The organism is Rhodanobacter sp. C05, assembly GCF_002001165.1.
GTDB lineage: Bacteria > Pseudomonadota > Gammaproteobacteria > Xanthomonadales > Rhodanobacteraceae > Rhodanobacter.
This window is the reverse complement of the sequence record NZ_MUNQ01000005.1, coordinates 17,768-40,922: the sequence shown is the minus strand read 5'-3', so window position 1 is coordinate 40,922 and position 23,155 is coordinate 17,768. Positions and strand designations below refer to the sequence as shown.

The 23,155-nt window shown below is 64.1% G+C and carries 24 protein-coding genes and 1 riboswitch; of the genes, 13 read left to right on the top strand and 11 right to left on the bottom strand.

Annotated features, from left to right (window positions below; translation table 11 throughout):
- Window positions 1-25: 25 nt before the first annotated feature.
- Window positions 26-910: an ABC transporter ATP-binding protein gene (locus B0E51_RS00230; RefSeq protein ID WP_077442832.1), complete on the bottom strand. Its 885-nt coding sequence runs from the start codon at window positions 908-910 to the stop codon at window positions 26-28.
- Here B0E51_RS00230 and aceF point away from each other — a divergent pair.
- The 3 genes from aceF to ggt are packed head-to-tail and all read left to right on the top strand — an operon-like array spanning window position 909 to window position 6,099.
- Window positions 909-2,480 (top strand): dihydrolipoyllysine-residue acetyltransferase, encoded by a 1,572-nt coding sequence (aceF, locus tag B0E51_RS00225; RefSeq protein ID WP_343124649.1) that lies wholly within the window; start codon window positions 909-911, stop codon window positions 2,478-2,480. The genes B0E51_RS00230 and aceF overlap by 2 nt on opposite strands.
- 13 nt (window positions 2,481-2,493) lie before the next feature.
- A complete protein-coding gene (gene lpdA, locus B0E51_RS00220; protein ID WP_077443249.1) occupies window positions 2,494-4,266 on the top strand; it encodes a dihydrolipoyl dehydrogenase in 1,773 nt (590 codons plus the stop codon).
- A 51-nt stretch (window positions 4,267-4,317) separates the two neighbouring features.
- Window positions 4,318-6,099: a gamma-glutamyltransferase gene (gene ggt, locus B0E51_RS00215; protein ID WP_077442831.1), complete on the top strand. Its 1,782-nt coding sequence runs from the start codon at window positions 4,318-4,320 to the stop codon at window positions 6,097-6,099.
- Window positions 6,100-6,259: 160 nt separating this feature from the next.
- On the opposite strand, the gene B0E51_RS00210 is transcribed toward ggt, so the two are convergent.
- Window positions 6,260-6,607: a GIY-YIG nuclease family protein gene (locus B0E51_RS00210; protein ID WP_077442830.1), complete on the bottom strand. Its 348-nt coding sequence runs from the start codon at window positions 6,605-6,607 to the stop codon at window positions 6,260-6,262.
- A gap of 266 nt (window positions 6,608-6,873) precedes the next feature.
- On the opposite strand from B0E51_RS00210, the gene dapB reads away from it, so the two are divergent.
- A complete protein-coding gene (dapB, locus tag B0E51_RS00205; RefSeq protein ID WP_077442829.1) occupies window positions 6,874-7,674 on the top strand; it encodes a 4-hydroxy-tetrahydrodipicolinate reductase in 801 nt (266 codons plus the stop codon).
- Window positions 7,675-7,707: 33 nt separating this feature from the next.
- Here dapB and B0E51_RS00200 read toward each other — a convergent pair whose 3' ends face one another.
- Window positions 7,708-8,181 (bottom strand): hypothetical protein, encoded by a 474-nt coding sequence (locus B0E51_RS00200; RefSeq protein ID WP_077442828.1) that lies wholly within the window; start codon window positions 8,179-8,181, stop codon window positions 7,708-7,710.
- Window positions 8,178-8,759, bottom strand: coding sequence for a sigma-70 family RNA polymerase sigma factor (locus tag B0E51_RS00195; RefSeq protein WP_077442827.1), 582 nt, complete (start codon window positions 8,757-8,759; stop codon window positions 8,178-8,180). Before B0E51_RS00195 ends, B0E51_RS00200 begins: the two co-directional genes overlap by 4 nt.
- Window positions 8,760-8,881: 122 nt before the next feature.
- Here B0E51_RS00195 and B0E51_RS00190 point away from each other — a divergent pair, with 122 nt between their 5' ends.
- A complete protein-coding gene (locus tag B0E51_RS00190) occupies window positions 8,882-9,208 on the top strand; it encodes a hypothetical protein (protein ID WP_077442826.1) in 327 nt (108 codons plus the stop codon).
- Between the two features lie 44 nt (window positions 9,209-9,252).
- A complete protein-coding gene (locus B0E51_RS00185; RefSeq protein ID WP_077442825.1) occupies window positions 9,253-9,657 on the top strand; it encodes a DUF3224 domain-containing protein in 405 nt (134 codons plus the stop codon).
- A 34-nt stretch (window positions 9,658-9,691) separates the two neighbouring features.
- Here the strand turns inward: B0E51_RS00185 and B0E51_RS00180 are convergent, their stop codons facing one another.
- Window positions 9,692-10,369 carry a hypothetical protein gene (locus tag B0E51_RS00180; RefSeq protein ID WP_143525736.1) on the bottom strand — a complete coding sequence of 226 codons (678 nt, stop codon included), beginning with the start codon at window positions 10,367-10,369 and terminating at the stop codon, window positions 9,692-9,694.
- Window positions 10,370-10,545: 176 nt separating this feature from the next.
- On the opposite strand from B0E51_RS00180, the gene B0E51_RS00175 reads away from it, so the two are divergent.
- Both B0E51_RS00175 and B0E51_RS00170 read left to right on the top strand, forming a co-directional pair.
- Complete coding sequence (locus B0E51_RS00175) at window positions 10,546-11,496, top strand: ATP-binding cassette domain-containing protein (protein ID WP_254424346.1); 951 nt, start codon at window positions 10,546-10,548, stop codon at window positions 11,494-11,496.
- Window positions 11,493-12,809 carry an ABC transporter permease gene (locus B0E51_RS00170; RefSeq protein WP_077442823.1) on the top strand — a complete coding sequence of 439 codons (1,317 nt, stop codon included), beginning with the start codon at window positions 11,493-11,495 and terminating at the stop codon, window positions 12,807-12,809. Before B0E51_RS00175 ends, B0E51_RS00170 begins: the two co-directional genes overlap by 4 nt.
- On the opposite strand, the gene dinB is transcribed toward B0E51_RS00170, so the two are convergent.
- Window positions 12,799-13,902 (bottom strand): DNA polymerase IV, encoded by a 1,104-nt coding sequence (dinB, locus tag B0E51_RS00165; protein WP_077442822.1) that lies wholly within the window; start codon window positions 13,900-13,902, stop codon window positions 12,799-12,801. The genes B0E51_RS00170 and dinB overlap by 11 nt on opposite strands.
- 24 nt (window positions 13,903-13,926) lie before the next feature.
- The gene (locus B0E51_RS00160; protein WP_077442821.1) at window positions 13,927-14,841 is read right to left on the bottom strand and encodes a hypothetical protein; all 915 of its coding nucleotides are present in this window, start codon (window positions 14,839-14,841) and stop codon (window positions 13,927-13,929) included.
- 17 nt (window positions 14,842-14,858) lie between these two features.
- Window positions 14,859-14,935, bottom strand: a riboswitch (S-adenosyl-L-homocysteine riboswitch).
- Window positions 14,936-15,120: 185 nt separating this feature from the next.
- Here B0E51_RS00160 and B0E51_RS00155 point away from each other — a divergent pair.
- Window positions 15,121-16,452: an amino acid permease gene (locus tag B0E51_RS00155; protein WP_077442820.1), complete on the top strand. Its 1,332-nt coding sequence runs from the start codon at window positions 15,121-15,123 to the stop codon at window positions 16,450-16,452.
- A 122-nt stretch (window positions 16,453-16,574) separates the two neighbouring features.
- Here the strand turns inward: B0E51_RS00155 and B0E51_RS00150 are convergent, their stop codons facing one another.
- On the bottom strand, window positions 16,575-17,942 hold the full coding sequence (locus B0E51_RS00150) for a hypothetical protein (RefSeq protein ID WP_077442819.1): 1,368 nt from the start codon (window positions 17,940-17,942) through the stop codon (window positions 16,575-16,577).
- Window positions 17,943-18,108: 166 nt separating this feature from the next.
- On the opposite strand from B0E51_RS00150, the gene B0E51_RS00145 reads away from it, so the two are divergent.
- On the top strand, window positions 18,109-18,540 hold the full coding sequence (locus B0E51_RS00145; RefSeq protein ID WP_077442818.1) for a hypothetical protein: 432 nt from the start codon (window positions 18,109-18,111) through the stop codon (window positions 18,538-18,540).
- A gap of 80 nt (window positions 18,541-18,620) precedes the next feature.
- On the opposite strand, the gene B0E51_RS00140 is transcribed toward B0E51_RS00145, so the two are convergent.
- From B0E51_RS00140 to B0E51_RS00130, 3 genes are read right to left on the bottom strand one after another with little or no spacing between them, the layout of a single operon-like run.
- The gene (locus tag B0E51_RS00140) at window positions 18,621-19,028 is read right to left on the bottom strand and encodes a hypothetical protein (protein ID WP_077442817.1); all 408 of its coding nucleotides are present in this window, start codon (window positions 19,026-19,028) and stop codon (window positions 18,621-18,623) included.
- Window positions 19,025-19,495 carry an Mpo1-like protein gene (locus tag B0E51_RS00135; RefSeq protein ID WP_077442816.1) on the bottom strand — a complete coding sequence of 157 codons (471 nt, stop codon included), beginning with the start codon at window positions 19,493-19,495 and terminating at the stop codon, window positions 19,025-19,027. Before B0E51_RS00135 ends, B0E51_RS00140 begins: the two co-directional genes overlap by 4 nt.
- Before the next feature lie 25 nt (window positions 19,496-19,520).
- The gene (locus B0E51_RS00130) at window positions 19,521-20,417 is read right to left on the bottom strand and encodes a phosphoribosylaminoimidazolesuccinocarboxamide synthase (RefSeq protein ID WP_077442815.1); all 897 of its coding nucleotides are present in this window, start codon (window positions 20,415-20,417) and stop codon (window positions 19,521-19,523) included.
- Between the two features lie 309 nt (window positions 20,418-20,726).
- Between B0E51_RS00130 and B0E51_RS00125 the strand changes: the two genes are divergently transcribed.
- From B0E51_RS00125 to rpe, 3 genes are read left to right on the top strand one after another with little or no spacing between them, the layout of a single operon-like run.
- A complete protein-coding gene (locus B0E51_RS00125) occupies window positions 20,727-21,047 on the top strand; it encodes a c-type cytochrome (protein ID WP_077442814.1) in 321 nt (106 codons plus the stop codon).
- Complete coding sequence (gene djlA / locus B0E51_RS00120; protein ID WP_077442813.1) at window positions 21,044-21,865, top strand: co-chaperone DjlA; 822 nt, start codon at window positions 21,044-21,046, stop codon at window positions 21,863-21,865. The genes B0E51_RS00125 and djlA overlap by 4 nt, the downstream gene beginning before the upstream one ends.
- A gap of 45 nt (window positions 21,866-21,910) precedes the next feature.
- Window positions 21,911-22,579 carry a ribulose-phosphate 3-epimerase gene (gene rpe / locus B0E51_RS00115; RefSeq protein ID WP_077442812.1) on the top strand — a complete coding sequence of 223 codons (669 nt, stop codon included), beginning with the start codon at window positions 21,911-21,913 and terminating at the stop codon, window positions 22,577-22,579.
- Window positions 22,580-23,155: the final 576 nt, after the last annotated feature.

Here is a 23,155-nt window from a genome sequence, read left to right as displayed (position 1 = left end):
AAGACTGCCGAAACAGCGGTTGGCGTCAGGCTGCCTTGGCCGTGGCCTGCTCGCGCAGGCGGCCGAAATAGACGTCTTCCAGATCGGGCGCGACGGCCTCGAAACCTTCTTCCGGTCGGGTGTCGGCCAGCACATGCAGCAGGGTGCGGCCGCCGGCGAGGCGGGTGGACAGGATGTTCATGCGGGCGCGGTAGCCATCCAGCTCGGCCTTGTCGATCGTGCGTCGCCACACGCGGCCGTCGAGCGAGCGGATCGCCTCGACCGGCTCGCCGCTCAGCAGCACCTGGCCCTGGCCGATGATCGCCATGCGCGAGCACAGGTCGGTGACGTCCTCGACGATATGCGTGGACAGGATCACCACCACCCGTTCGCCGATCTCGGCCAGCAGGTTGAGGAAGCGGTTGCGCTCCTCCGGATCGAGTCCGGCGGTGGGCTCGTCCACGATGACCAGGCGCGGATCGCCGATCAGCGCCTGGGCGATGCCGAAGCGTTGGCGCATGCCGCCGGAGTAGGTGCCCAGCTTGCGCTTGCGCACATCCCACAGGTTCACCTGGCGCAGCAGGGCCTCGACCAGTTCGCGCCGCTCGCTCTTCACGGTGACGCCCTTGAGCACGGCGAAGTGCTCCAGCATCGCTTCGGCGGAGACCTTCGGGTACACACCGAACTCCTGTGGCAGGTAGCCGAGCAGGCGCCGGGTGGCCTGCTTGTCGGCCATCAAGTCCATGTCGCCGAGCTTGATCGTGCCTTCGTCCGGATCCTGCAGCGTGGCGATCGTGCGCATCAGCGAAGATTTGCCTGCGCCGTTCGGACCGAGCAGGCCGAACATGCCGTTGGGAATATCCAGCGACACGCCGCGCAGTGCCCTCACTCCGTTGGCGTAGGTTTTCGACAGGTCACGAATCGTCAGCATGGCTTGCTTCCTTGTACCGCCCGGCGCGGTGTTGGCTGAGCCCCAGATTAGGGCATGGGTTGGGTGCGTGCGTGCGCTCAAGGTCATGCATACGCGCGCGCATGGTGATCATTACAGGCATACGAATCGTCAGGCCTTCGTTATGATTGAGGCCTTGTCTGCGGCCGCCATCCCCGAGCGGCACGCCATCGCCATCGCAGGAGTCATCATGGCTGACCTTAAAGAAGCTCGTGTTCCCGATATCGGTCACGCCGACGTCCCCGTCATCGAAGTGCTGGTCAAGGTTGGTGACCGTGTGGAGAAAGAGCAGAGCCTGATCACGCTGGAGTCGGACAAGGCCACGATGGAAGTGCCTGCACCGTTCGCCGGCACGATCAAGGAAATGAAACTGAAAGTGGGCGATGAGGTGTCCGAGGGCGCGGTGATCGCGATCATCGAGGCCGATGGCGCTGCCGCTGTACCTGCCGCCGAGCCACCAAAAGCTGCCGCGCCGGCTCCCGCCCCTGCGCCTGCGCCGGACAAGGTCTCCGCACCGCAGGTCGAGGAAAAGCCCGCGCCGATCGGCGGCCGCAGCGTGTTGCCTGGCAACGTGCCGGAAGGCGACGTGTCGCCGGCGGCGCGACCGCCGCTGGATGCGCGCCTGGTGATGCCGGGCGATGCGCCTTACGCCAGCCCGGCGATTCGTGCCTTCGCGCGCGAGCTGGGCGTCGACATCACCCAGGTGAAGGGTTCCGGTCGCGGCGGCCGCATCCAGCGCGAAGACGTCAGCGCCTACGTGAAGCATGCGCTCGCTTCCGGTGCGCGTCCGACAGGTGGCGCCGCGGCATCGCTGGGCGGCCTGAGCCTGCTGCCGTGGCCGAAGATCGACTTCGCCAAGTTCGGCGAGATCGAGGAAAAGCCGCTGTCGCGCATCCAGAAAATTTCCGGCGCGAACCTTGCGCGCAACTGGGCGATGATTCCGCACGTCACCCAGCACGATGACGCCGACATCACCGAGTTGGAGGCTTTCCGCAAGAAGCTCGGCGAGGAGAACAAGGAACTGAAGGTCACCCCGCTGGTGTTCCAGATCAAGGCGGTGGTGGCAGCGCTGAAACAGTTCCCGCAGTTCAACGCCTCGCTCGACGAGAGCGGCGAGAAGCTGATCCTCAAGAAGTACTTCCACATCGGCATCGCGGTGGACACGCCCGACGGCCTGGTGGTGCCGGTGATCCGCGATTGCGACAAGAAGGGCCTGCTCGATCTTGCCCGCGAGCTCGGCGAGATCTCCAAGAAGGCACGCGACAAGAAGCTTGGCCCGGCGGAGATGTCTGGCGGCTGCTTCTCGATCTCCTCGCTCGGCGGCATCGGCGGCACCGGCTTCACACCGATCGTCAATGCTCCCGAAGTGGCGATCCTCGGCGTCTCCAAGGCGGCGACCAAGCCAGTGTGGAACGGCAAGGAGTTCGCGCCGCGGCTGATCCTGCCGCTGTCATTGTCGTACGACCATCGCGTGATCGACGGTGCGCTCGCCGCACGCTTCGCATCTTTCCTCGCCACCCAGCTCGGCGACATCCGTCGCTTGCTGCTCTGACAGGAGAATGACGATGGCGAACACGATCGAAATCAAGGTTCCGGATATCGGTGGTCACGACGGCGTGCCGGTGATCGAAGTGCTGGTGAAGGCTGGCGACACCGTGGCGAAAGAGCAGAGCCTGATCACGCTGGAGTCGGACAAGGCCACGATGGAGATTCCCTCGAGCGCCGCCGGCGTGATCAAGGAATTGAGAGTGAAGGTAGGGGACGAGCTGTCCGAAGGCGCGGTGATTGCCGTGCTTGAGGTTGCCGGCGATGTTGCCGCGCCCAAGGCCGAGATCGCGCAAACCGAAGCGCCGAAGGCGGCCGCCGCTCCGGCTCCGGCCAAGCCTGCACCGGCGCCATCGGCGGCGAGCGCATCTGGCCGCAAGGCGGATATCGAATGCAAGCTTGTCGTGCTTGGCTCCGGCCCTGGCGGCTATTCAGCTGCGTTCCGCGCTGCGGATCTCGGTGTCGATACGGTGCTGGTGGAGCGCTATGCCACGCTCGGCGGTGTCTGTCTCAACGTGGGTTGCATTCCGTCCAAGGCGCTGCTGCACGCTGCCGTGGTGATCGACGAGGCGGCAGCAATGGCTTCGCATGGCGTCAGTTTCGGCGCGCCAAAGATCGACATCGAAAAACTGCGCGATTTCAAGAACAAGGTGGTCGGCCAGCTCACTGGCGGGCTCAGCTCGATGGCGAAGCAGCGCAAGGTGCGCACACTCGAGGGCGTCGGCACGTTCGTGTCGCCGAACGAAATGGAAGTCCAGACGAAAGATGGCGTAAAGCTGCTCCGTTTCGAGTACGCGATCATCGCCGCCGGTTCGCAGTCGGTGAAGCTGCCCGCGTTCCCGTGGGATGACGAGCGCATCGTCGACTCCACCGGCGCGCTGGAACTGAAGGATGTGCCGAAAACCTTGCTGGTCGTGGGCGGCGGCATCATCGGCCTGGAAATGGCTACGGTGTACGGCGCGCTGGGCAGCGAAGTGACTGTGGTCGAGTTCATGGATCAGCTCATTCCCGGCGCCGATGCCGACCTGATCAAGCCGCTGGCCAAGCGCATGGGCGGCAAGCTCAAGGGCGTGCATCTGAAGACCAAGGTGGTCGAGGCGAAGGCGACGGCGAAGGGTATCGAGGTCAGCTACGAAGGCGACAGCATTCCCGCGACTACCTTGTTCGATCGCGTGCTGGTGTCAGTGGGCCGTTCGCCGAACGGCGGCAAGATTGGTGCAGACAAGGCTGGCGTCGCCGTCACCGAGCGCGGCTTCATCAATGTCGACTCGCAGATGCGCACCAACGTGCCGCACATCTTCGCGATTGGCGATCTGGTCGGTCAGCCGATGCTGGCGCACAAGGCCACCCACGAGGCACATGTGGCTGCCGAGGTGGTGGCGGGCCTCAAGAGTCATTTCGACGCGCGGGTGATTCCGTCGGTAGCCTTCACCAACCCGGAAGTGGCATGGGTGGGTGTGACCGAACGTGAGGCGAAGGAAAAAGGCCTGAAAATTGGTGTCGGGCGTTTCCCGTGGGTGGCCAGCGGCCGCGCCATCGGTATCGACCGTACCGAAGGCTTCACCAAGCTGATCTTCGACGAGGAAACCCATCGCATCGTCGGTGGCGGCATCGTCGGCGTGAACGCCGGCGATCTGATCTCCGAGATTGCGCTGGCGATCGAGATGGGCAGTGAAGCGGCCGATATCGCGCTCACCGTGCATCCGCATCCCACGTTGGGCGAATCGGTCGGCATGGCAGCGGAAGTGTACGAAGGCACGATCACCGACCTGTACCTGCCAAAGAAGAAGTAAGTCGCGCCGCCGCGATAAACCAAAAACTCGGGTCGCCCCGAAGGAGGCGTGATGAGTCATTCGCAGATCCGGATCGGCGCTGCCGTCGCCCTGTTGGTGGGGCTGACGGCCGCGACGAATGTCGGTGCCGATGTCGGCCGGGGCGATCGCTACTCAGGTAAGCCCTGGGCTTCCCGTTCGCCAGTGCTGGCTCAGCACGGCATGGCGGCGACCGAGCAGCCACTGGCCTCGCAGATCGCGATCGACATCCTCAAGAAGGGTGGCAGCGCGGTGGATGCGGCGATCGCGGCGAATGCGGCGCTCGGCCTGATGGAGCCGGTGCTGAATGGCATCGGCGGCGACTGCTTCGTGATCGTGTGGGATCCGAAGACGCACAAGCTCTACGGCTACAACGGCTCCGGCCCGTCGGCGAAGGGCCGCGACCTGGCGAAGATGCAGGCCGAGGTAAAGGCCGCGTATCTCAAGGCCGGGCTGCCGGCGAAGGATCACATTCCCGCCGTCGGCTCGCTGCCGATCACCGTGCCGGGCACCGTCGATACCTGGGGTGCGCTGCATGACAAGTTCGGCAAGCTCTCGCTGGCCGACGACCTGGCGCCCGCGATCGGCTATGCCCAGAACGGTTTCCCGGTCACCCAGCTGGTTGCCCAGTACTGGAAGGGCAACATGGCGGCGTTCGAACGGATGCACGGGTTGATCGAGGAAAGCGCGAATGCGCGCCACACCTATCTGATCGATGGCCACACGCCCGCCGAAGGCGAGGTGTTCCGCAACCCTGATCTCGCTCGCACGCTGACCATGATCGCCAAGGGCGGCCGCGATGCGTTCTACAAGGGCGCGATCGCGCATACCATCGATGCCTACTTCAAGCGCATCGGCGGCGACCTGCGTTACGAGGATTTCGCCAGTCACCACGGTGAGTGGGTAACGCCGCAATCGGTGAACTACCACGGCTACGACGTATACGAACTGCCGCCGAACGGACAGGGTTTCGCTGCGCTGGAAATGCTGCAGCTGCTCAAGGGCTTCGATCTGAAGAAGATGGGCGTGGGCAGCGCCGATGCGATCACCGCGATGCTGGAAGCCAAGCGCCTCGCCTATGAGGATCTGGCCAAGTACTACGCCGATCCGCGTTTCGTCGACGTGCCGATGAAAGGTCTGCTGTCCGAAGGCTACGCCGACCAGCGGCGCAAGTTGATCGGTCCCGAGCACGCCAATCCGGATATCGGTCCCGGCGATCCGAAACTGTTCAACGGTGACACCACCTATTTCACCACCGCCGACAAGGACGGCATGATGGTGTCGATCATCCAGTCGAACTACCGCGGCATGGGTTCGGGCCTGGTCGCCGACGGCCTCGGCTTCATGTTCCAGGATCGCGGCGAGCTGTATTCGCTCAAGCCCGGTGCCGCGAATGTCTACGTCGCCGGCAAGCGTCCGTTCCACACCATCATCCCCGGCTTCGTGATGAAGGATGGTGCGCCATACATGTCGTTCGGCCTGATGGGTGGCGACATGCAGCCGCAGGGTCACATCCAGGTGCTGACCAACATGATCGACTACGGCATGAACGTGCAGGACGCCGGCGATGCCGCGCGCTGGCGCCACTACGGCAACGCCGAACCCACCGGTGAAGCCTCGCAGGGCATCGGCACGGTGGAAATGGAGTCGGGCTTCGATCCTGCGGTAAAGACCGAACTGGTCAAGCGCGGCTACAAGGTCGTGCCGGGTACCGGCAACTTCGGCGGCTACGAGGCGATCATGTTCGACGCCAAACAGCACGTGTACTGGGGCGCCACAGAGATGCGCAAGGATGGCGAGGTGATCGGGTATTGAGGTGACGTGTGTAAAGTGCTGGCTAGGGATGGTTTGAATAACTCGTCATCCCAGCGAAAGCTGGGATCAAGTGCCATTGCAAGTCACAGAAGACGCTGGATTCCAGCTTTCGCTGGAATGACGGCAATGACTTATTCAGACCATCCTTGGCTTGATTTGATCAAAAGATCGATGTTGGTATCCGCAACTGTTCCGACGAATCGGCAAATAGAAACGCCAACTTCCGCTCCCGCGGCAGCTGCTTGATCACCCACTCCGCACGCGAGGCGCTGGCGCGATCCGGATAGCTACGAAAACCCAGCAACCGCAGCGGCGGGTTGGCACGTGTGTAGCGAGCACCGCGGCCGGCCATGTGGGCAGCGTAGCGTGCGTCGAGGTGGTTTGTGATACCCGCGTAATAGCTGCCGTTGCGGCATTCGATCAGGTACAGGCACCACGCGCCGTTGGCTTTCGGCGATTGCGATGGTGCGTCGGCGGTTGGCGTTGCTGTCACGAGATCTCGTTTCATGTCGGTGGCAGCTGAATCGGGTCGGTGCGGAATGGTGCCTACTTAGCCTCGTCATTCTCGCGGAAGCGGGAATCCAGTGCCTCTCGCTCCACCCGAAAACCTTGGAGTCGCTGGATTCATGCTTTCGCAGGAATGACGAAAGATGAGGTTTACTGCTCAAGCGAGTGCCATTCGGGTCGGTGCGTTCAATCGTCGTCGGTGATTCGGGACAATCGTGCCACGCGCAGATTACTCTGCGCTGATCACGACAAGAACCAGAGGTCACCATGTCACTGAAAGTATGCGTTGCCGGTGCCACCGGCTGGGCCGGCTCAGAACTGGCGCGCGGCATCGCCGCGGCCGATGATCTCGCGCTGGTCGCCGCTGTGGCACGAAAGCACGCCGGAGAGAAACTTGCCGAAGTGCTGGGCGAGCCGCGACTGGCGACACCGATCTTTGCCAGCGCCGCCGAAGCGCTGGCGCAGCCCTGCGACGTCTTCGTCGAATACACCAAGCCGGACAGCGCGAAGGCAAACATCCTTGCCGCGCTGGAGCATGGCGCGCACGTGGTGGTCGGTACCTCGGGTCTCACCGACGAGGATTACGCGCAAATCGACGTGCTGGCGCGCGAACGTCAGCTCGGCGTGCTGGCCTGCGGCAACTTTGCACTGACCGCGGTGCTGCTGATCAAGTTTGCCGAGATGGCGGCGAAGCTCATCCCTCAATGGGAGATCATCGACTATGCCTCGGCCGGCAAGCCGGATGCGCCCAGCGGCACCGTGCGCGAGCTGGCCGGTCGGCTGGGCAAGGTGCGCCAGCCGACACTGGAGGTGCCGCTGGAGCAGACCATCGGCGTGCGTGAAACGCGCGGCGGTACGCTGGCCGGCAGCCAGGTGCATGCGGTGCGCCTGCCGGGTTTCGTGATCGGGGTCGAGACGATCTTCGGCATGCCGGATCAGACCCTGAGCCTGCGTCACAACGCCGGCAGCAGTGCAAAGCCCTATGTCGGCGGCGCGCTGCTGGCTATCCGCAAGGTGTCGGGGCTGGTTGGCGTGCATCGCGGACTGGATGCCGTGCTGGATCTGTGAGCGGCAGTGATCGGCCGGCGCATATCTCCTGCGTCAGTCGTGCCCATGTCTGTGCTGCTGCCATGAGCCCAGCAGCCACGACATGCCGATGCAGCCGGCGAAGGCCAGCAGCCAGCGGATGGCCAGTGGATCGGGCGCAGGCAACGCCGCGCTGATCGAGGGCAGCCACGCCTTGCCGTAGATCACCGTCGCCCAGCCGGTGGCCAGCCCGAAGACGATGACGAGGAAGGTCGTCAGGACAAGTTCGAAGCGGGTGCCGGACAGCGGTTTGGCCGTCCTGCCGGTAGCCAGCGTGGCCATGTGCCGCGCGAAATCGGGCGGCAATGACTCCTGCAACGGTTGCCGCAATATACGCGCCAGCATCCGGTAGCGCGAGGCCTTTGCATCATCGCCTGCAGGGTCGAGGTGCAGACGCTCGCGCCGCATGGCGCGTTCCTGCAGCAGCCATTCGTGTTCGCGGGCTACGTCGTCGAAGGGCGGGATGGTGTCGTCGATGTCGTGGTTCATGCTGCAACTCCGGTCCGGGCTTCGAGCGCGCCGCGCAGGCGCAATCGTGACCGGAACAAGTGGCTCTTGATGGTGCCGCTGGCCAGCCCGGTAATCCGGGCAATCTCGGGTATCGTGATTTCTTCAAGGTAATACAGCGTCAGCACGGTCCGCTGCAAGGGCGGCAGCTTCTCGATGGCGGCATGCAGGTGCTGCATGGTTTCCTCGTCGGCGCAGGCGGCTTCGAGATCGAATCCGTCACCGATGTTTTCCACCAGCGCATAGTCGTCGCCGTCGTCGGTGTTCTCGAGCAGCGGGATGCGCTTGTGCTGCAGGTGGCGCAGCGCGATGGTGTAGGCCACGCGTCCGATCCACGATTTCAGCGCGCTCTCGTAGCGATACTGGTGCAGGCACTGATGCACGCGCAGAAAGGTGTCCTGGCACAGCTCGCGCGCATCCTCGGGGTGGCGCACCATCCGATGGATGATGTGCCAGCACAGGCCTTGATACTCGCGGACCAGGCGCTCGAACGCGCCCGGCCGGTTGGCCAGCACGGCGTCGACCAGTTCGCGGTCCGGGCTGCTGCGGATGTCTTCCATGCCGCAAGGGATACGCGCATTGCCACAATGGTTGCAAGCGGATTGCTGCAACCGTCGCGAGGGTGGCCGTATCTATGGTCCCGACAGCCAGTCATCCCGTCATCACTCCCAAGGAGAGCCTCATGAATTTCGGCGACTTCATCCCGATCAGCCTGTTCATCTGCATTGCCTACTCGATCAAGGTCTGCGTCGACGCCATGGTGCGCCGGCACATGGTCAACGCCGGCGGTTCCGAGGATCTGGTCAATTCGATCCTGCGCGACGAGGCGCTGCGTCGGCGCAACTCCTCGCTGCGCTGGGGCATCGTGCTGGTGTCAGTCGCGGTCGGCTTCGGCCTGATCCAGTGGTTCAACTGGCAGGAAGTCACTCCCGGCCTGGTCGCCGTGCTGGCCGGCGCCACCGGCCTGGGCAATCTGGCGTTCTTCGCGATCTCGCGCCGGTTGAGCTAGGCGACCCGATGGGTGCGATCATGTCGCACCCAGACCGGAGAGTCATGAGCATGCATGCCAGTGGCACGTTCGAAGTGAAGATGATCCCGCAGCCGGCTGAAGACAGCGTCGGTGACGCCAGCATCGGCCGGATGGCGTTGGACAAGCAGTATCACGGCGACCTCGTGGCGAGCGGCAAGGGCCAGATGCTGGCTACTCGCACCGCGGTCGAAGGTTCAGCCGGTTACGTCGCGCTGGAACGGGTCAGTGGCACGTTGCATGGACGCAGCGGCTCGTTTGCGTTGCAGCACAGCGGCATCATGACGCGCGGTACGCCGCAGTTGATCATCACGGTGGTGCCCGATTCCGGCGACGACGAGTTGCAGGGGCTGGCCGGGGCGCTGGCCATCACGATCACCGGCGGCCAGCATTTCTACGATTTCGAGTACACGTTGCCCGAGCCGGGCTGAGTACGCTCAGGCATCAACAACTCTCCGCCAGCGCTTACCGGCTTCCCTGCGTCTCGTCCGGAACGGCATCGGCGAGATGTTTCTCCAGTTCCTGCAGATTGTTCTTCATGCTGGTGATGGTCACCTTCATCTGCTGCACGGTGTAGAGGAAGGCTTGCGGATCCACGTCGCGGCCCAGGTCCAGATCGGTCCTGAAGTTGATCACCCTGGGCACGTCCAGCATCAGCACGCTGTCGTGCTGCACCCAGGCGTCGGTCTCCCGCTGCGCCGCGTAGGCGGTGGAAAATTTCTTCAGGTTGGCCGGTTCGACCCAGCTCACCGACTGGTTCGCCACCGCCACGTCCCAGGCCGACGAGGGCAGGCCGGGCCAGTTGAGGTTGAGCTGAAAGCCGTGCTCCTGTGCGCGGATGTGCTGGTTGATGACTGCCGGCGGCAGGCCATCCTTCAGGTCGGCGATGAGCGTGGCATCGAGCTTGCCGACCAACTGCAGTGTCGCCTCATTCTTCTGCAGCGATTCACGCGTTTCCGCAAGGTTGTGGCGCAACTCGGCCGTCATCTGCCGGCTCGCTTCTTCGGCCGCATGCGCGTGGTGTACATGCTCGATCCATGCCTCCAACCCAAGCGCGGTGAGGATGCTGAGCACGATCATCAAGTAATGTTTGATGAAGTCCTTCAACGAATGGATGCGGACTCTGGGCAGTTCGAAATGCATGTCGTTGTTCCAGTCGCGGACGACGCGTCCGATGGGCGCGCAGCGTACACGATACGCGCGGCACGGCTCACGATGGTTCACGCGCACTCTGCCACAAGTCATCTGCGCGCTTTCCCGCTTGCATGCTATTTTCGCGAAAGGGGGCCGCGTGCCCGACATGCCAGGGACACGGGACCATGCCATTGCCTAGCGTCAGCGTCGAATCCGTCACCAAGCGGTTTTCAGGACATACCGCCGTCAACCGCCTTTCGCTGGAAGTTTCCGCCGGCGGCATCTTCGGGCTGCTCGGGCCGAACGGCGCAGGCAAGTCCACCACGATCCGACTGATCATGGGCATCCTTGAACCGGACGAAGGCAGGGTGTCGCTGTTCGGGTCCGCGCATGGCAGCCGCAAGCTGTCGGCGCGCATCGGCTACCTGCCGGAAGAGCGTGGGCTGTACAAGAAGATGAAGGTGCTCGATCACCTGATCTTCCTGGGCGAGACCAAGGGTATCTCGCGTGCAGATGCACGCCGGCGCGCGCAGGCGTGGCTGGAGCGGCTTGGCATCAGCGAGTGGGCGCTGAAGAAGGTCGAGGATCTGTCCAAGGGCATGCAGCAGAAGGTGCAGTTCGCCGGCGCACTGCTGCATGAGCCGGAGCTGGTGATTCTCGACGAGCCGTTCTCGGGACTCGATCCGGTCAACGCCCAGGTGATGAAGGACATCGTGGTGGAGATCGCCGCCAGCGGCCGCACCGTGCTGTTCTCGACCCACGTGATGGAGCAGGCCGAGCGCATGTGCGACCACATCGCGATCATCGCGCGTGGCGAGACGGTGGTCAGCGGCACGGTGGCGCAGGTCAAGGCGGACTTTGGCGGCCGGCATGTCGCACTCGGTTTCAGCCACGACAAGCCGCGTGCCGAGGCCATTCTTGCCGACCGTTCGCTGATTGCCCGCGTCGACGATTACGGTGCCTCGGCGGAGCTGCAGATGGCCGAGGGTGCCGATCCCGAGCAATTGCTGGCGGCGCTGGTGCACGCAGGGGTCGGGTTGCGCCGGTTCGAGGTGGTCGAGCCGTCGCTGCATGCCATTTTCATCGCCAGGGTCGGCGCCGATGCCGCCGTCGCCCACGCCGGAGCAGCCGCATGAAGAAGATCATCGCCGTGATCCGCCGGGAGTTCGTCGAGCGCGTGCGAACCAGGGCGTTCCTGATTTCCACGATCCTGCTGCCGGTGTTCATCGTGCTGATGGCGGTGCTGCCGGGGCTGATGATGAGCGGCTCGGACCACACCAGCCGGGTCGCCGTGGTGGACGCGACCTCGGTGGGGCTGGGTCAGCCGGTCAGTCAGGCCCTGCAGTCCGAGAAGCTGGGTGACGGGCCGGCGGCAAAGGCGCGCTACAGCGTGCAGGTGTTTCCCGCCACGGCGGCGAACCTGGCGGCGGTGCGCAACGATCTGATTGCCAGTACCGGTTTCTCGAGCAAGAAGCAGAAAGACGGCTGGGACGGCGTACTGGTGCTTACGGATGGCACCTTGGCCAGCGGCAAGCTGGACTATTACGGCAGCAATGTCGGTTCGCTGGATTCGATGTCGAAGCTGCAGCGCAGCGTGTCCAATGCGCTTGCCGGTGTGCGGCTCGGCAAGTCGGGCGTCGACGAGGCGCTGGTGAAACGTGCGATGGCACCGGCCGACATGGATACCACCAAGGTGTCCGACGGCAGGTTGACCGGGCAGAGCGGCGAGGACTCGTTCCTGATCGCCTATTTCATGGGCTTCATCCTGTACATCTCGATCCTGCTCTACGGCCAGCAGACGATGACCTCGGTGATCGAGGAGAAGACCTCGCGCATCATGGAGGTGCTGACCTCGTCGCTGACGCCGTTCCAGATGCTGCTCGGCAAGGTGCTTGGCGTGGGCATGGCCGGTCTCGCGCAGATGGCGATCTGGGGCGGCTCGGTGTTCCTGGTCAGCAGCCAGCGCGCGCACCTGGCCGGCCTGTTCGGCATGAGCGCGGATGCGGTGCGCAGCTTTCCGATCCCGAGCATGGCGCCGGGCCTGCTGGTGGTGTTCCTGCTCTACTTCGCGCTGGGCTTCCTGCTTTACGGCGCGCTGTACGCGGCGATCGGCGCGATGTGCAACACGATCCAGGAGACCCAGCAATACGCGGTGTTCGTCACCATGTCGATCCTGGTGGGTTTCTTCTCCGTGTTCAGCCTGATCAAGGATCCGACCGGCAGCCTGGGCGTGACGATGTCGTATATCCCGCTGTTTGCGCCTTTCACTATGCCGGTGCGCTGGTCGCTGAGTTCGGTGCCTCCGCTGCAGCTGTCGCTGTCGCTGGGCCTGATGGTGCTCGCGCTGCTCGCCTGCGTCTGGCTGGCCGCGCGGATCTACCGCACCGGTATCCTGATGTACGGCAAGAAGCCGTCGTGGCGCGAGTTGCTGCGCTGGATCAGGGCCTGACGTCTGCCGCCGGGGCGTCGAACAGGTCACTCTGCGCCTGGTAGCTGTCCTGCTCGACGAAGCCGGCCAGGCCGACGCCGACCAAACGGTAGCGGCTGTCGGCAGGACGTTCCACGCGCTCACGCAGTGCACAGGCGATGTCAGCCAGTTCGGCTGCCGACTGCGGGCGTGTGGCAGGTGTGAGACTGCGCGTGAGCGTGTGGAAGTCCGACGTTTTCAGCTTCAGTACGACGGTGCGCGCGACGCGGCTTTCTTCGCGCTGATGGCCGGCCCACGCTTTCTCGGCGAGCCGGCGGATGTGCGGTTCGAGCTCGCCCAGCAGCAGGTCATGTTCGAACGTATCCTCGGCAGAAACCTGTAGGGTGGAACGTTCGGGCTGCACCGCGTGCTCGTCGATGCCGCGCGCCAACTCGTGCAGGCGCCGACCCCAGCGTCCGAAGCGCTGCTCCAGTTCCGCCAACGCGAAAGCACGCAGTTCGCCGACGGTGGCGACGCAGAGCACGGCGAGCTTCGCCTCCATCACCTTGCCGACACCTGGCAGGCGGCCGACCGGCAATGGCGTGAGAAATGCGTCCACCTGGTGTGGACGGATCACGCACAGACCGTCGGGCTTGTTCCAGTCCGAGGCGATCTTGGCTAGAAATTTGTTCGGCGCTACGCCAGCGGATGCGGTGAGCTGGGTTTCCTCGCGGATCGCCGCGCGGATCGCTTCGGCAGTGGCAGTGGCCGATGGCAGGCTGGTCTTCGTCATCGTGACGTCGAGATAGGCTTCGTCCAGCGACAGTGGTTCGATCAAGTCGGTATGTCGCGCGAAGATCTCGCGCACCTGTCGCGACACCGCCTTGTAACGCACGAAATCCGGTGGCACGAAAATCAGCTGCGGGCACAACCGCTCGGCGCGGATCGCCGGCATCGCCGAGCGCACGCCGAACACGCGCGCCTCGTAACTCGCGGCGCACACCACCGAGCGTGCGCCGCGCCATGCCACCGCCACCGGCTTGCCGCGCAACGACGGATCGTCGCGCTGCTCCACCGACGCGTAGAACGCGTCCATGTCGATATGCAGGATTTTTCGTGCGGGCGGGACAGGCATACGGTGATTCTAGGGCGTGGTTGCCTAGTTGTCGGTGCTGTGCGGAAGTTGTCGATCAGCGGGAAGACGGTCTGCCACCAGTTGCGCCAGCCGTTCGGCTGCTGCCGGATACCCGGCAAGATGCAGGAACGGCTCGATCAGCTCCAGTTCCATGATCAGGAAGCGGCCGGCGCAGATCACGCCGTCGACGCGCACGTATGCGTGATTGCCATGTCCGATCCCGGCAACTGCGGCGAGTGCACGTTCGGCGGCTGCCAGCGTCGCGGCACTCGGCACGATCGGGTCGGCACTGCCGCCGTACTCTTCCTGCACGCGATATTCGCCGGCGGCTGGACGCTTGATCACGGCGTGACTGAACTCGCGGTCGAAATACAGCAGCGACCATTCGCCCTCGCTGATGATTTCCGACACGAACGGTTGCACCAGGTAGTCGTATTCGCGTGGCAGTTTCGCCACCGCCTGCGCAAAGATTTCGTCGCCGACGGTGCCTCGCAGCGTATGCCAGGCGCTGCCGCTGATGGTCGGCTTGATCACCACCTGCTGCACCGGCATCGTCGCCAGCACGTTGCCAAGCTCATGCGCGCTGGCGAGCCGGGTGGGGATAATGTCGATGCCGTGTTGGGCGAGTTCGAGCAGGTAGCGCTTGTCGCTGTTCCAACGCAGCAGCTGACTGTCGTTGATGGTGGGGATGCCCAGTCGGTCGAGCCGGTCGAGCCACGCCAGGAACGCTGCGTGAAGCTTGAAGTAATCCCAGATGGTGCGGATCAGCACCGCATCGAACGTCGACCAGTCGACGTCCGGGTCATTCCACACGCAGACGATCGGCTGGAGGCCGAGGTGTTCCAGTGACGTTGCCAGATGGGCGTCGTCCGGCTGGATGGACGGGTAGTCCGTGGATGTGGCGAAAGCGAGCCGACGAGAAGCAGGGTGAGCAGACATGGCGACATCTCCAATAAGTGGAAAGGGCGCCCTTGCGATGGAGTCGCAGACCGAGCGTGGCGGACGGAGATCCGCTGCAGCACCCCTCGGTAGCGATGACGCAGCGAAGTGGCCGCTGCATCATGAATCGACAGCGCGTATCGCACTGCCAATACCAGTGTTCCGAGACCAAGGGCGCTTGTCAATTTGCACCTGGAGCTGTCATTGCCGCAGCTTGAAAAAGCTCATATGCCACGCGGGACTGGCTGAAACACCATCCACAATGGCAAGGTAGCGTCCATGCTGACCGAACCCGCCAATGCCTATGCCCGTCGCCTGAACACCTGGGACGCCGCGATGATCGTCATCGGCGGCGTGATCGGGGCGGGCATCTTCATCACACCGGCCACGGTGGCGCAGAACACGTCATCCGGCATGCAGGTGCTGGTCCTGTGGGCGATCGGCGGTCTGCTGACCCTGGCCGGCGTGCTGTGTTACGCCGAACTCGGCGCGCGGCGGCCGCAGGCGGGCGGCATCTATGTGTACCTGCGCGAGGCGTTCGGCCTGCTGCCGGCGTTCCTGTTCGGCTGGACCATGGCACTGATCAACTATCCCGGCAGCGTGGCGGCGGTGGTAACCAAGTTCGCTGTCTATTTCTGCCGGGCGCTGGGCCTGAGCCGGCTCTACGAAATGCCGGTCGCGGTCGGCGCGATCGTGTTCATCGTCAGCATCAACCTGTTCGGCATCCGCGCCGGTGCGTGGATGCAGAACATCTTCACCGTGCTGAAGGTGATGGCGATTGCGTTGCTGGTGGTGGCTGGCATGGTGCTGGCACATGGCCAGCTGGGACTGGTGCTGGTGCCGGATACCACGCAGCCAGTGTCATCGTGGGCCTTTGCCGGCGCCTTGCTGCCAGTGCTGTTTGCCTATGGCGGTTTTCATTACCTCAACGACCTGGCCGGCGAAGTGCGCAACCCGCAGCGCACCCTGCCGCGCGCACTGGGCATGGGCATGGCCGGTGTGGTGCTCTGTTATGTGCTGGTCAACTTCGCCTACCTGGCCGGGCTCGGCCATGCCGGCCTCGCAACCAGCCTGGCGCCGGCGGCTGACCTGATGCAGAAGCTGTTCGGTGTGCACGGTGCCACCGTGATCGAGGTCGGCATTGCCTGTTCCACCTTCGGCTATTGCAGCATTGCAATAGCCGGCGGCGCACGCGTGCTGCAGACGATGGGCGCGGACGGCGTGTTCTTCCGCGCGACCGGGCGCGTCGATCCACGCACGCGTGCACCGCAGATCGCACTGGCCGTGCTCGGTGCATGGGCGATCGTGCTGACCGTGTCAGGCAGCTTCAACCAGCTGCTCAACTACACCACAGTGGGCGAGTGGCTTGGGCACGTATTCGGCATCGGCACGCTGTTCTGGTATCGCAAACACTTCATCGACCAGCCGGCGCCGTACCGGGTGCCGTTCTATCCGCTGCTGCCGTTGATCTTCGTGATCACCGTGTTCGGCGTGATCGTGGCCAGCGCGATCCATGCGCCGGGCGATGCCGGCATGAGTCTGCTGATCATCGCGCTGGGCGTGCCGGTGTATTACGGCTGGCAGTGGTGGTCGCGCCGGCGCGTGGCATAACGGGCAGGTAGTTTTCCGACGGAGCCGCTCTCAACCGCAGCACATTCTTGCGGCCTCGATCCCGTCATTCCGGCGCAGGCCGGAGTAGCTTCACAACAGCGAAGCTGGTAATCGCATGTCACTTACTTTCGTCCGATGTCGCGATCGCGCTTGCGATGCTCGCCCTCGGCCAACACCTTGAAACGATTCAGTGATTGCAGCCACAGTGCATCGTGACTGGCATCGCTCTCATGCGTGGCTTCGTTCTCGCTTCCGGTGTCGGGGATACGGTTGAACGGGATGCGCATCGGTGCGGCGTCGTGTTCCAGCGCCAGCTGCATGCTGCCGAAGTAGAGCTTGTTGTAACCGAACTTCGCATTGATACGATCCACGAGTGCGTCGACACGGCGCGTGTCCCGGGTCGGTGCGAACAGTGAACCGCTGCTCTGCGTGCGCGGCACCAGCCGCGTGAGGGTCACGCTGACCGATAGCGGCGTGGCATTCACTGGTCCTGGCAACAGCCGGCGCTGATTGCCGCTGTCCAGCATGCCGTTCAACAGGCGCAGCAGTTCGCGGCTGTCGTCGGTGGGGTCGAACGCGAGATCGCGTTCCCAGCGCTGGTCGTGGCCGATGAAGCGGATGCGCACAGCCAGCGCACCGCTGAGCATCTCTTCGCGACGCATGCGCATCGCCGCCTTCACCAGCAGTTTCTTCAGCACCGCACGGGCGCCGATGGCGCTGCGCAGTTCCGGCCCGAGCACATGCGAGTGGCCGATCGAGCCGCGTTCGGTGGGTGCAGTCGGTAGCCAGGCACCGCGCAGCAGGCCCCACATGCGCTCGCCTTCGATACCACCCCAGGCATGCCGCAACCGATGCTTGTCGGCGGCGCTGAGCTGGGCCACGCTGGTGATGCCGGCTTCATGCAGGCGCGCTTCCATCGAATGGCCGATGCCACACAGGTCGCGCAATGCCAGTCCATGCAAGGCCTGCGGCAGGTCGGCCTGCTCGATCACAGTGAGACCGTCGGGCTTGCGCATATCCGAGGCGGTCTTGGCGAGAAAGTCGTTCGGCGCGATGCCGATCGAGCAGCGGATCGCGCCGCCGGGCGCGGCCAGTGCGACTTCGTCTTTCACCTGCTGAGCGATGGCTTCAGCGATGTCGCGCCGGCGCTGGCGGCCGACCAGCTCGCAGGCCACCTCGTCGATCGAGCCGACGCGGGCAATCGGAATCGCGTGATCGATCGCCTCGATCAGGCGGTGGTGCCAGTACACGTAACGTTCCGGCCGGGCCACGCGGATTTCGATACCGGGGCACAGTCGTCGCGCCTCGCGCACCATCGTGCCGGTGCTCACGCCGAACGCCTTTGCTTCGTAGCTGGCGGCAATCAGGCTGGTGGTTTCGGCAGCTACCGGCGCCACGCCGACCGGCCGCCCGCGCAGGGTTGGATCCTCGTGCTGCTCGACCGAGGCGAAGTAACTGTTGAAGTCGATAAACAGGCTGCGCAGGCTCATGGAGCATCTCGTAAGCGAGCGGGTGGTATAGCTTGCTCCGGTCTCGTGGGAGGAGACAGTGCAATCGCACATGCGACGATGGAATCAGCTAGGCTGGCGCCACCGTCGGGAGGGGTGGCATGGGGAGTGCCACGCGGCGGCTTCTTCCACTTCAAGGGGAGGTTTTATGGGTACTTCTTCGTTGGCTGCGCTGGCTGGCATGGGCATGCTGGGCCTGCTGGTCATGATCGTAGGTGGCATCCTGCTCGGCGCACTGATCCTGTGCCTGTCATTTCGTATTGCGGTCGGCTACATGCCGTCGTATCTGCGCTCGATCGGCGCGATCCTGCTGACATTTGTTGCCGTGATCGTGGTGTCTGTGGTGCTGAGGATGGTTCTTCCGCAAGGGCTGGGCAGCCTGCTGTCCTTGGTTGCGGACTTCCTGGTTGGTGCGGCGGTGACCAACTATCTGCTGCTGGCACAGGACGGCAGTCAGATCGGGTTTGGCAAGGCTTGCCTGGTGCAGCTGATCTATATGGTGATCTTCTTCGTGTTTTCCCTTGTCATCGGCCTGATCATGGCGATGGTGTTCGGTGCCGCGCTGTTCGGCATGCACTGAGTACGACAGTCTGCTTTCAGCGTTTCGAAGACAGAAATGGGCGGATGAAATCCGCCCATTTCTGTGGCGCAACCCCCGGATCACGCCAAGCTGGTGGCGATGCCGAAGCTGATCGCCATGATCGCGGCCACCGCCATGCAGGCGCTCCCGGGGCGGATGCGGTGCGCGTCGATGCGCGGGGTCAATCGCCACAGCAGGAACGTGCCGATCAGCATGTCCAGCACCAGAGCACAGCGCAGCAGGCCCGAGTTGAGCAGTGCAGCGTAGGGCGGGTGCAGATGGCCCTCGTACGCGGCCACGCCGGTGATCAGCAGCAGGCCGATCATGGTCCACACCAGGCAGGCCAGATAGATGCGGTTGAATACCACCGCGCAACGTTCGGTCCAGCGCAGCACCGACCAGCCGATCAGGGCGAAGAACAGCGCGCCGATGCTGCTGTAGAGCACCCACCAGAGCAGGGTGCTGATCAGGGTAAGCAGGGTCGTCATGTGGTCTGCTTGAATCCCAGCCGGCGCAGCAGCTTGGCCATCAGCCAGGCGGGGCCGATCAGCAGATACGACAGGTCGGTGAGAAAGCTTGGCCGGCGTCCCTCGAACTGGTGGCCGATGAACTGGCCGATCCAGGCGACCACGAAGACGCCGATCGCCAGGTAGCGCAGCGAGGCGCCGCCGAGCTGGTAGTACAGGAAGTTGGTGAGCAGGCCCAGCACGGCGAACGCGAGCAGCAGCGCAAAAGCCAGTCGGTGCGAGCGCCGCCAGTACCAGTAGAACGCCAGCACCATCGCCAGCACCGCCCATGCGCCAGGACGGAGGAACGCCGTCGGTACCGGGATCGTCCACAGCAGCGCGATCACCGACCACACGATCGGCGGTACACACAGCCAGTGGAACACCTGGTTGGTCGGGTTCTGGTGGTCACTGCTGTAACTGTCGAGCCAGTCCTGCATGGTGCGCATGGGGCAACTCCGCGTTGAGTTGGATCTAGTCGAGCTTGATGCCGGCCAGCCGCTGCAATGCCTCGGCATATTTGGCAGCGGTGGCAGCGATGACATTGTCCGGAATCACCGGGCCGGGCGCAGTCTTGTTCCAGTCCTGCGTCTCCAGATAATCGCGCACGAACTGCTTGTCGTAGCTGGGCGGGCTGATGCCGACGCGGTATTCGTCGGCAGGCCAGAAGCGCGAGGAATCCGGCGTCAGCATCTCGTCCATCACGTACAGCTTGCCGCTCGCATCGGTGCCGAATTCGAACTTGGTGTCGGCGATGATGATGCCGCGTTCGGCCGCATAGGCGGCCGCCCACTGGTAGATCGCCAGCGTGGCGTCGCGCACCTTGCCGGCCAGTTCGGCGCCGACCGCATCAACCACCACGTCGTAGCTGACGTTCTCGTCGTGGTCGCCGACGGCGGCCTTGGTCGACGGGGTGAAGATCGGTGCGGGAAGCTGCTGCGCCTGCTGCAGGCTCGCGGGCAACCTGATGCCGCACAATGAGCCGGTGGCCTGGTAATCCTTCCAGCCCGAGCCGATAAGGTAGCCGCGGGCGATCGCCTCCACCGGCACCGGTTTCAGCCGCCGCGCCACCACCGCGCGCTTCTCGTACAGCGCCAGATCGGTGCCGGGCGGCAGTACCTCGGCCAGTGGCACGTCAAGCAGATGGTTTGGCAGCAGGTGCGCGGTCTTGCCGAACCAGAAATTGGAAATCTGCGTGAGCATCTCGCCCTTGCCCGGGATCGGGTTGGGCAGCACCACGTCGAACGCAGACAGCCGGTCGGTGGCGACCATCAGCAGCCGATCGTCGGACAACGCGTAGACATCGCGCACCTTGCCGCGATGGAGCAGTTCCAGGCCGGGCAGGTTCGATTGCGACAGGGTGGTGGGCACGACGGGGGTTCCACGGAGGGGGAGGAGAGCGTCCATTCTAGCCGCTGCAGCCGATAGGCCGGAAAGTCGCACCCGGCAGGCCGGATCACCGGGCACTGCTAGAATTGCTCGCCTTCACCCCCATGTGTTGCCGATGCGAACCCCAGAGCCTGCTCATGATCTGCCAGTGGCCCGCGCCACGGCCCAAAGGGTTGAGCCGCTGTGGCCGCCATGCGGCAGCGCGCGGCTTGACCTGACGGCCAGTCAGGCGCTGCGCCACGCACTACCACCTGGCGGCCCCAACAACTCAACGCGAACCACTGGCAGATCATGAGCAGGCTCCTGATAGCGGCGCTGTATCTGGTCGCCGCCACGCCAGCCCTTGCCCACAGCCAGACCGCGGCACCGGTACAGCCCAGTCGGCTGGGTCTGTGCGCGGCCTGTCATGGCGAGACCGGTCACGCCAGCATGCCCGGCGCGCCGAACCTGGCCGGCCAGCAGCTGGACTACCTGCGCAGCGCGCTCAAGCAATACCGGGATGGCAGTCGCGACGTGCCGCTGATGCGTGCGGCAATCGGCCCGGTCAGCGATGCCGATCTCGATGCGCTGGCGCGCTGGTATAGCGCCCAGTCACCGCAGGCACATCCATGAGTTTTACCTACACGATGTGGTTCGCGTTCTTCGGGTTGCTCATCGGCCACCTGCCCGGTGCGATCACCGGTGCCGTGGTCGGTTTCATCTTCGACAACCTGCAGCACAGCCAGCGCAAGAACGCCACGCCGGAAGCGGGCGGCTATGTCGGTCCGCTGTTCACCCTGCTCGGCGCGGTGGCGAAATCCGATGGCCGTGTGTCGGAGGCGGAGATTGCGGTGGCCGAACGCCTGATGACGCGCATCGGGCTGGATACCGAACAGCGCAAGCAGGCCGCGGTCAGCTTCAATGTCGGCAAGCAGCCGGAGTTCGATGTCACCCAGACCATCACGGCATTGCGCAACTGGGTCGGCATGCGCCGCGATCACGCGTTTCCCGTGCTCGACGTGGTGATCGAGACGGTGCTGGCCGAGGGTAGTCCGGCACCGGAGAAGATGGCGATCCTGCGCCAGCTTGCGTTCGCGCTGCGGGTCAGCGAGATGGAGCTGATGGCGCTGATGGCGATGAAGGGTTACGCGTGGAATGGCGGCGGTCAGCGCGGTTACGGTTACGGCCAGCAGCAGGGTCATGGTTCGGCTGGAGGCGGTTACGTGCCACCGCAGCGCACGCCGCAGGGGCCGGATCCGTACGCGGTGCTCGGCATTGATCGCAGCGTCGACGATCGTGCGGTGAAACGCGCCTACCGCAAGCTGATTTCCGAGCACCACCCCGATCGTCTGGGCGACCTGCCCGAAGACATGCGCAAGCGCGCCGAATCGCGGGCAAGCGAAATCAACGCAGCCTACGATCGGATCAAGGAACAACGGGGTTTCAAGTAATCTTGATCTGGCATCGCCAGGCACGTTTCCGCACCGAGAAAAATCATGAGCAAACAGACTGCGATCATCGCCCCGTCCATCCTCGCCGCTGATTTCGCGCGACTCGGCGAAGACACCGCTGCGGCGCTCTCTGCCGGTGCCGACTGGGTGCATTTCGACGTGATGGACAACCATTACGTGCCGAACCTCACGATCGGACCGATGGTGCTGCAGTCGCTGCGCGGTTACGGCATCACCGCACCGATCGACGTGCATCTGATGGTCAAGCCGGTCGACCGCATCGTGCCGGACTTCGCCAAGGCCGGCGCCAGCCTGATCAGTTTCCATCCGGAAGCGAGCGAGCATATCGACCGCACGCTCAGCCTGATCAAGGAATCGGGTTGCGAGGCTGGACTGGTGTTCAACCCGGCCACGCCGCTGGATTACCTCGACTACGTGATGGACAAGCTCGACCTGATCCTGATCATGTCGGTCAATCCCGGCTTCGGTGGGCAGAAGTTCATCCCCGGCACACTGGAGAAGTTGCGCCAGGCACGCGAGCGCATCGAGGCCAGCGGTCGCGCGATCCGACTGGAAGTGGATGGCGGCGTCACCGCCGACAACATCGGCGCGATCGCTGCCGCTGGCGCCGACACCTTCGTCGCCGGTTCGGCAATCTTCCACACGAAGGATTACCGCGCCGAGATCGCGGCCATGCGCAAGGCGATCGGGTGAACATCATCCATAAAAATCCCGGCGCATGGAATGAATGCGCCGGGATAAACGTCGTCGGATGACGTGAGAGGAAACACCATCGATTGGTGGTGTGCCGACACGACCGCATCGGAGGGAGGGGTCACGGCCGCATCGGCACATTCCACGGCAAATGGAACCGACACCAATCAGTAGTTCTGACCGGGTCGATCCGGTTTGGTTCCGGACAAAATCGTGAACGCGCGGAATCGACGGCCCGATGCGGTTCAGGTTCAAAAAAATCCCCTCGCAGGGAGGGGAAAGGAACCACCATGTCGGACGGAATACAGGTGCGGTGGTGCGCTACACGGGTTGCCAGTCCGGATCAGGATCTTCCTGCCCCGCGTCCGGCGCGATTCCCTTCGCGCCGGACGCACCCATGCCTTCCACGGCTGAAAGTTTGAAGATGTGTAGATGCACGGCGTCGACTCCGGATCAATGCATGCCGAGGATCAGGCCGAGCAGCAGGGCGCCCAGCGCCAGCGTCACCCGCAACGGCTCGAAATCGCGCAGTTCGGCATTCGGGTCACGTTCGGTGGATTCGATCTTCGACATTGT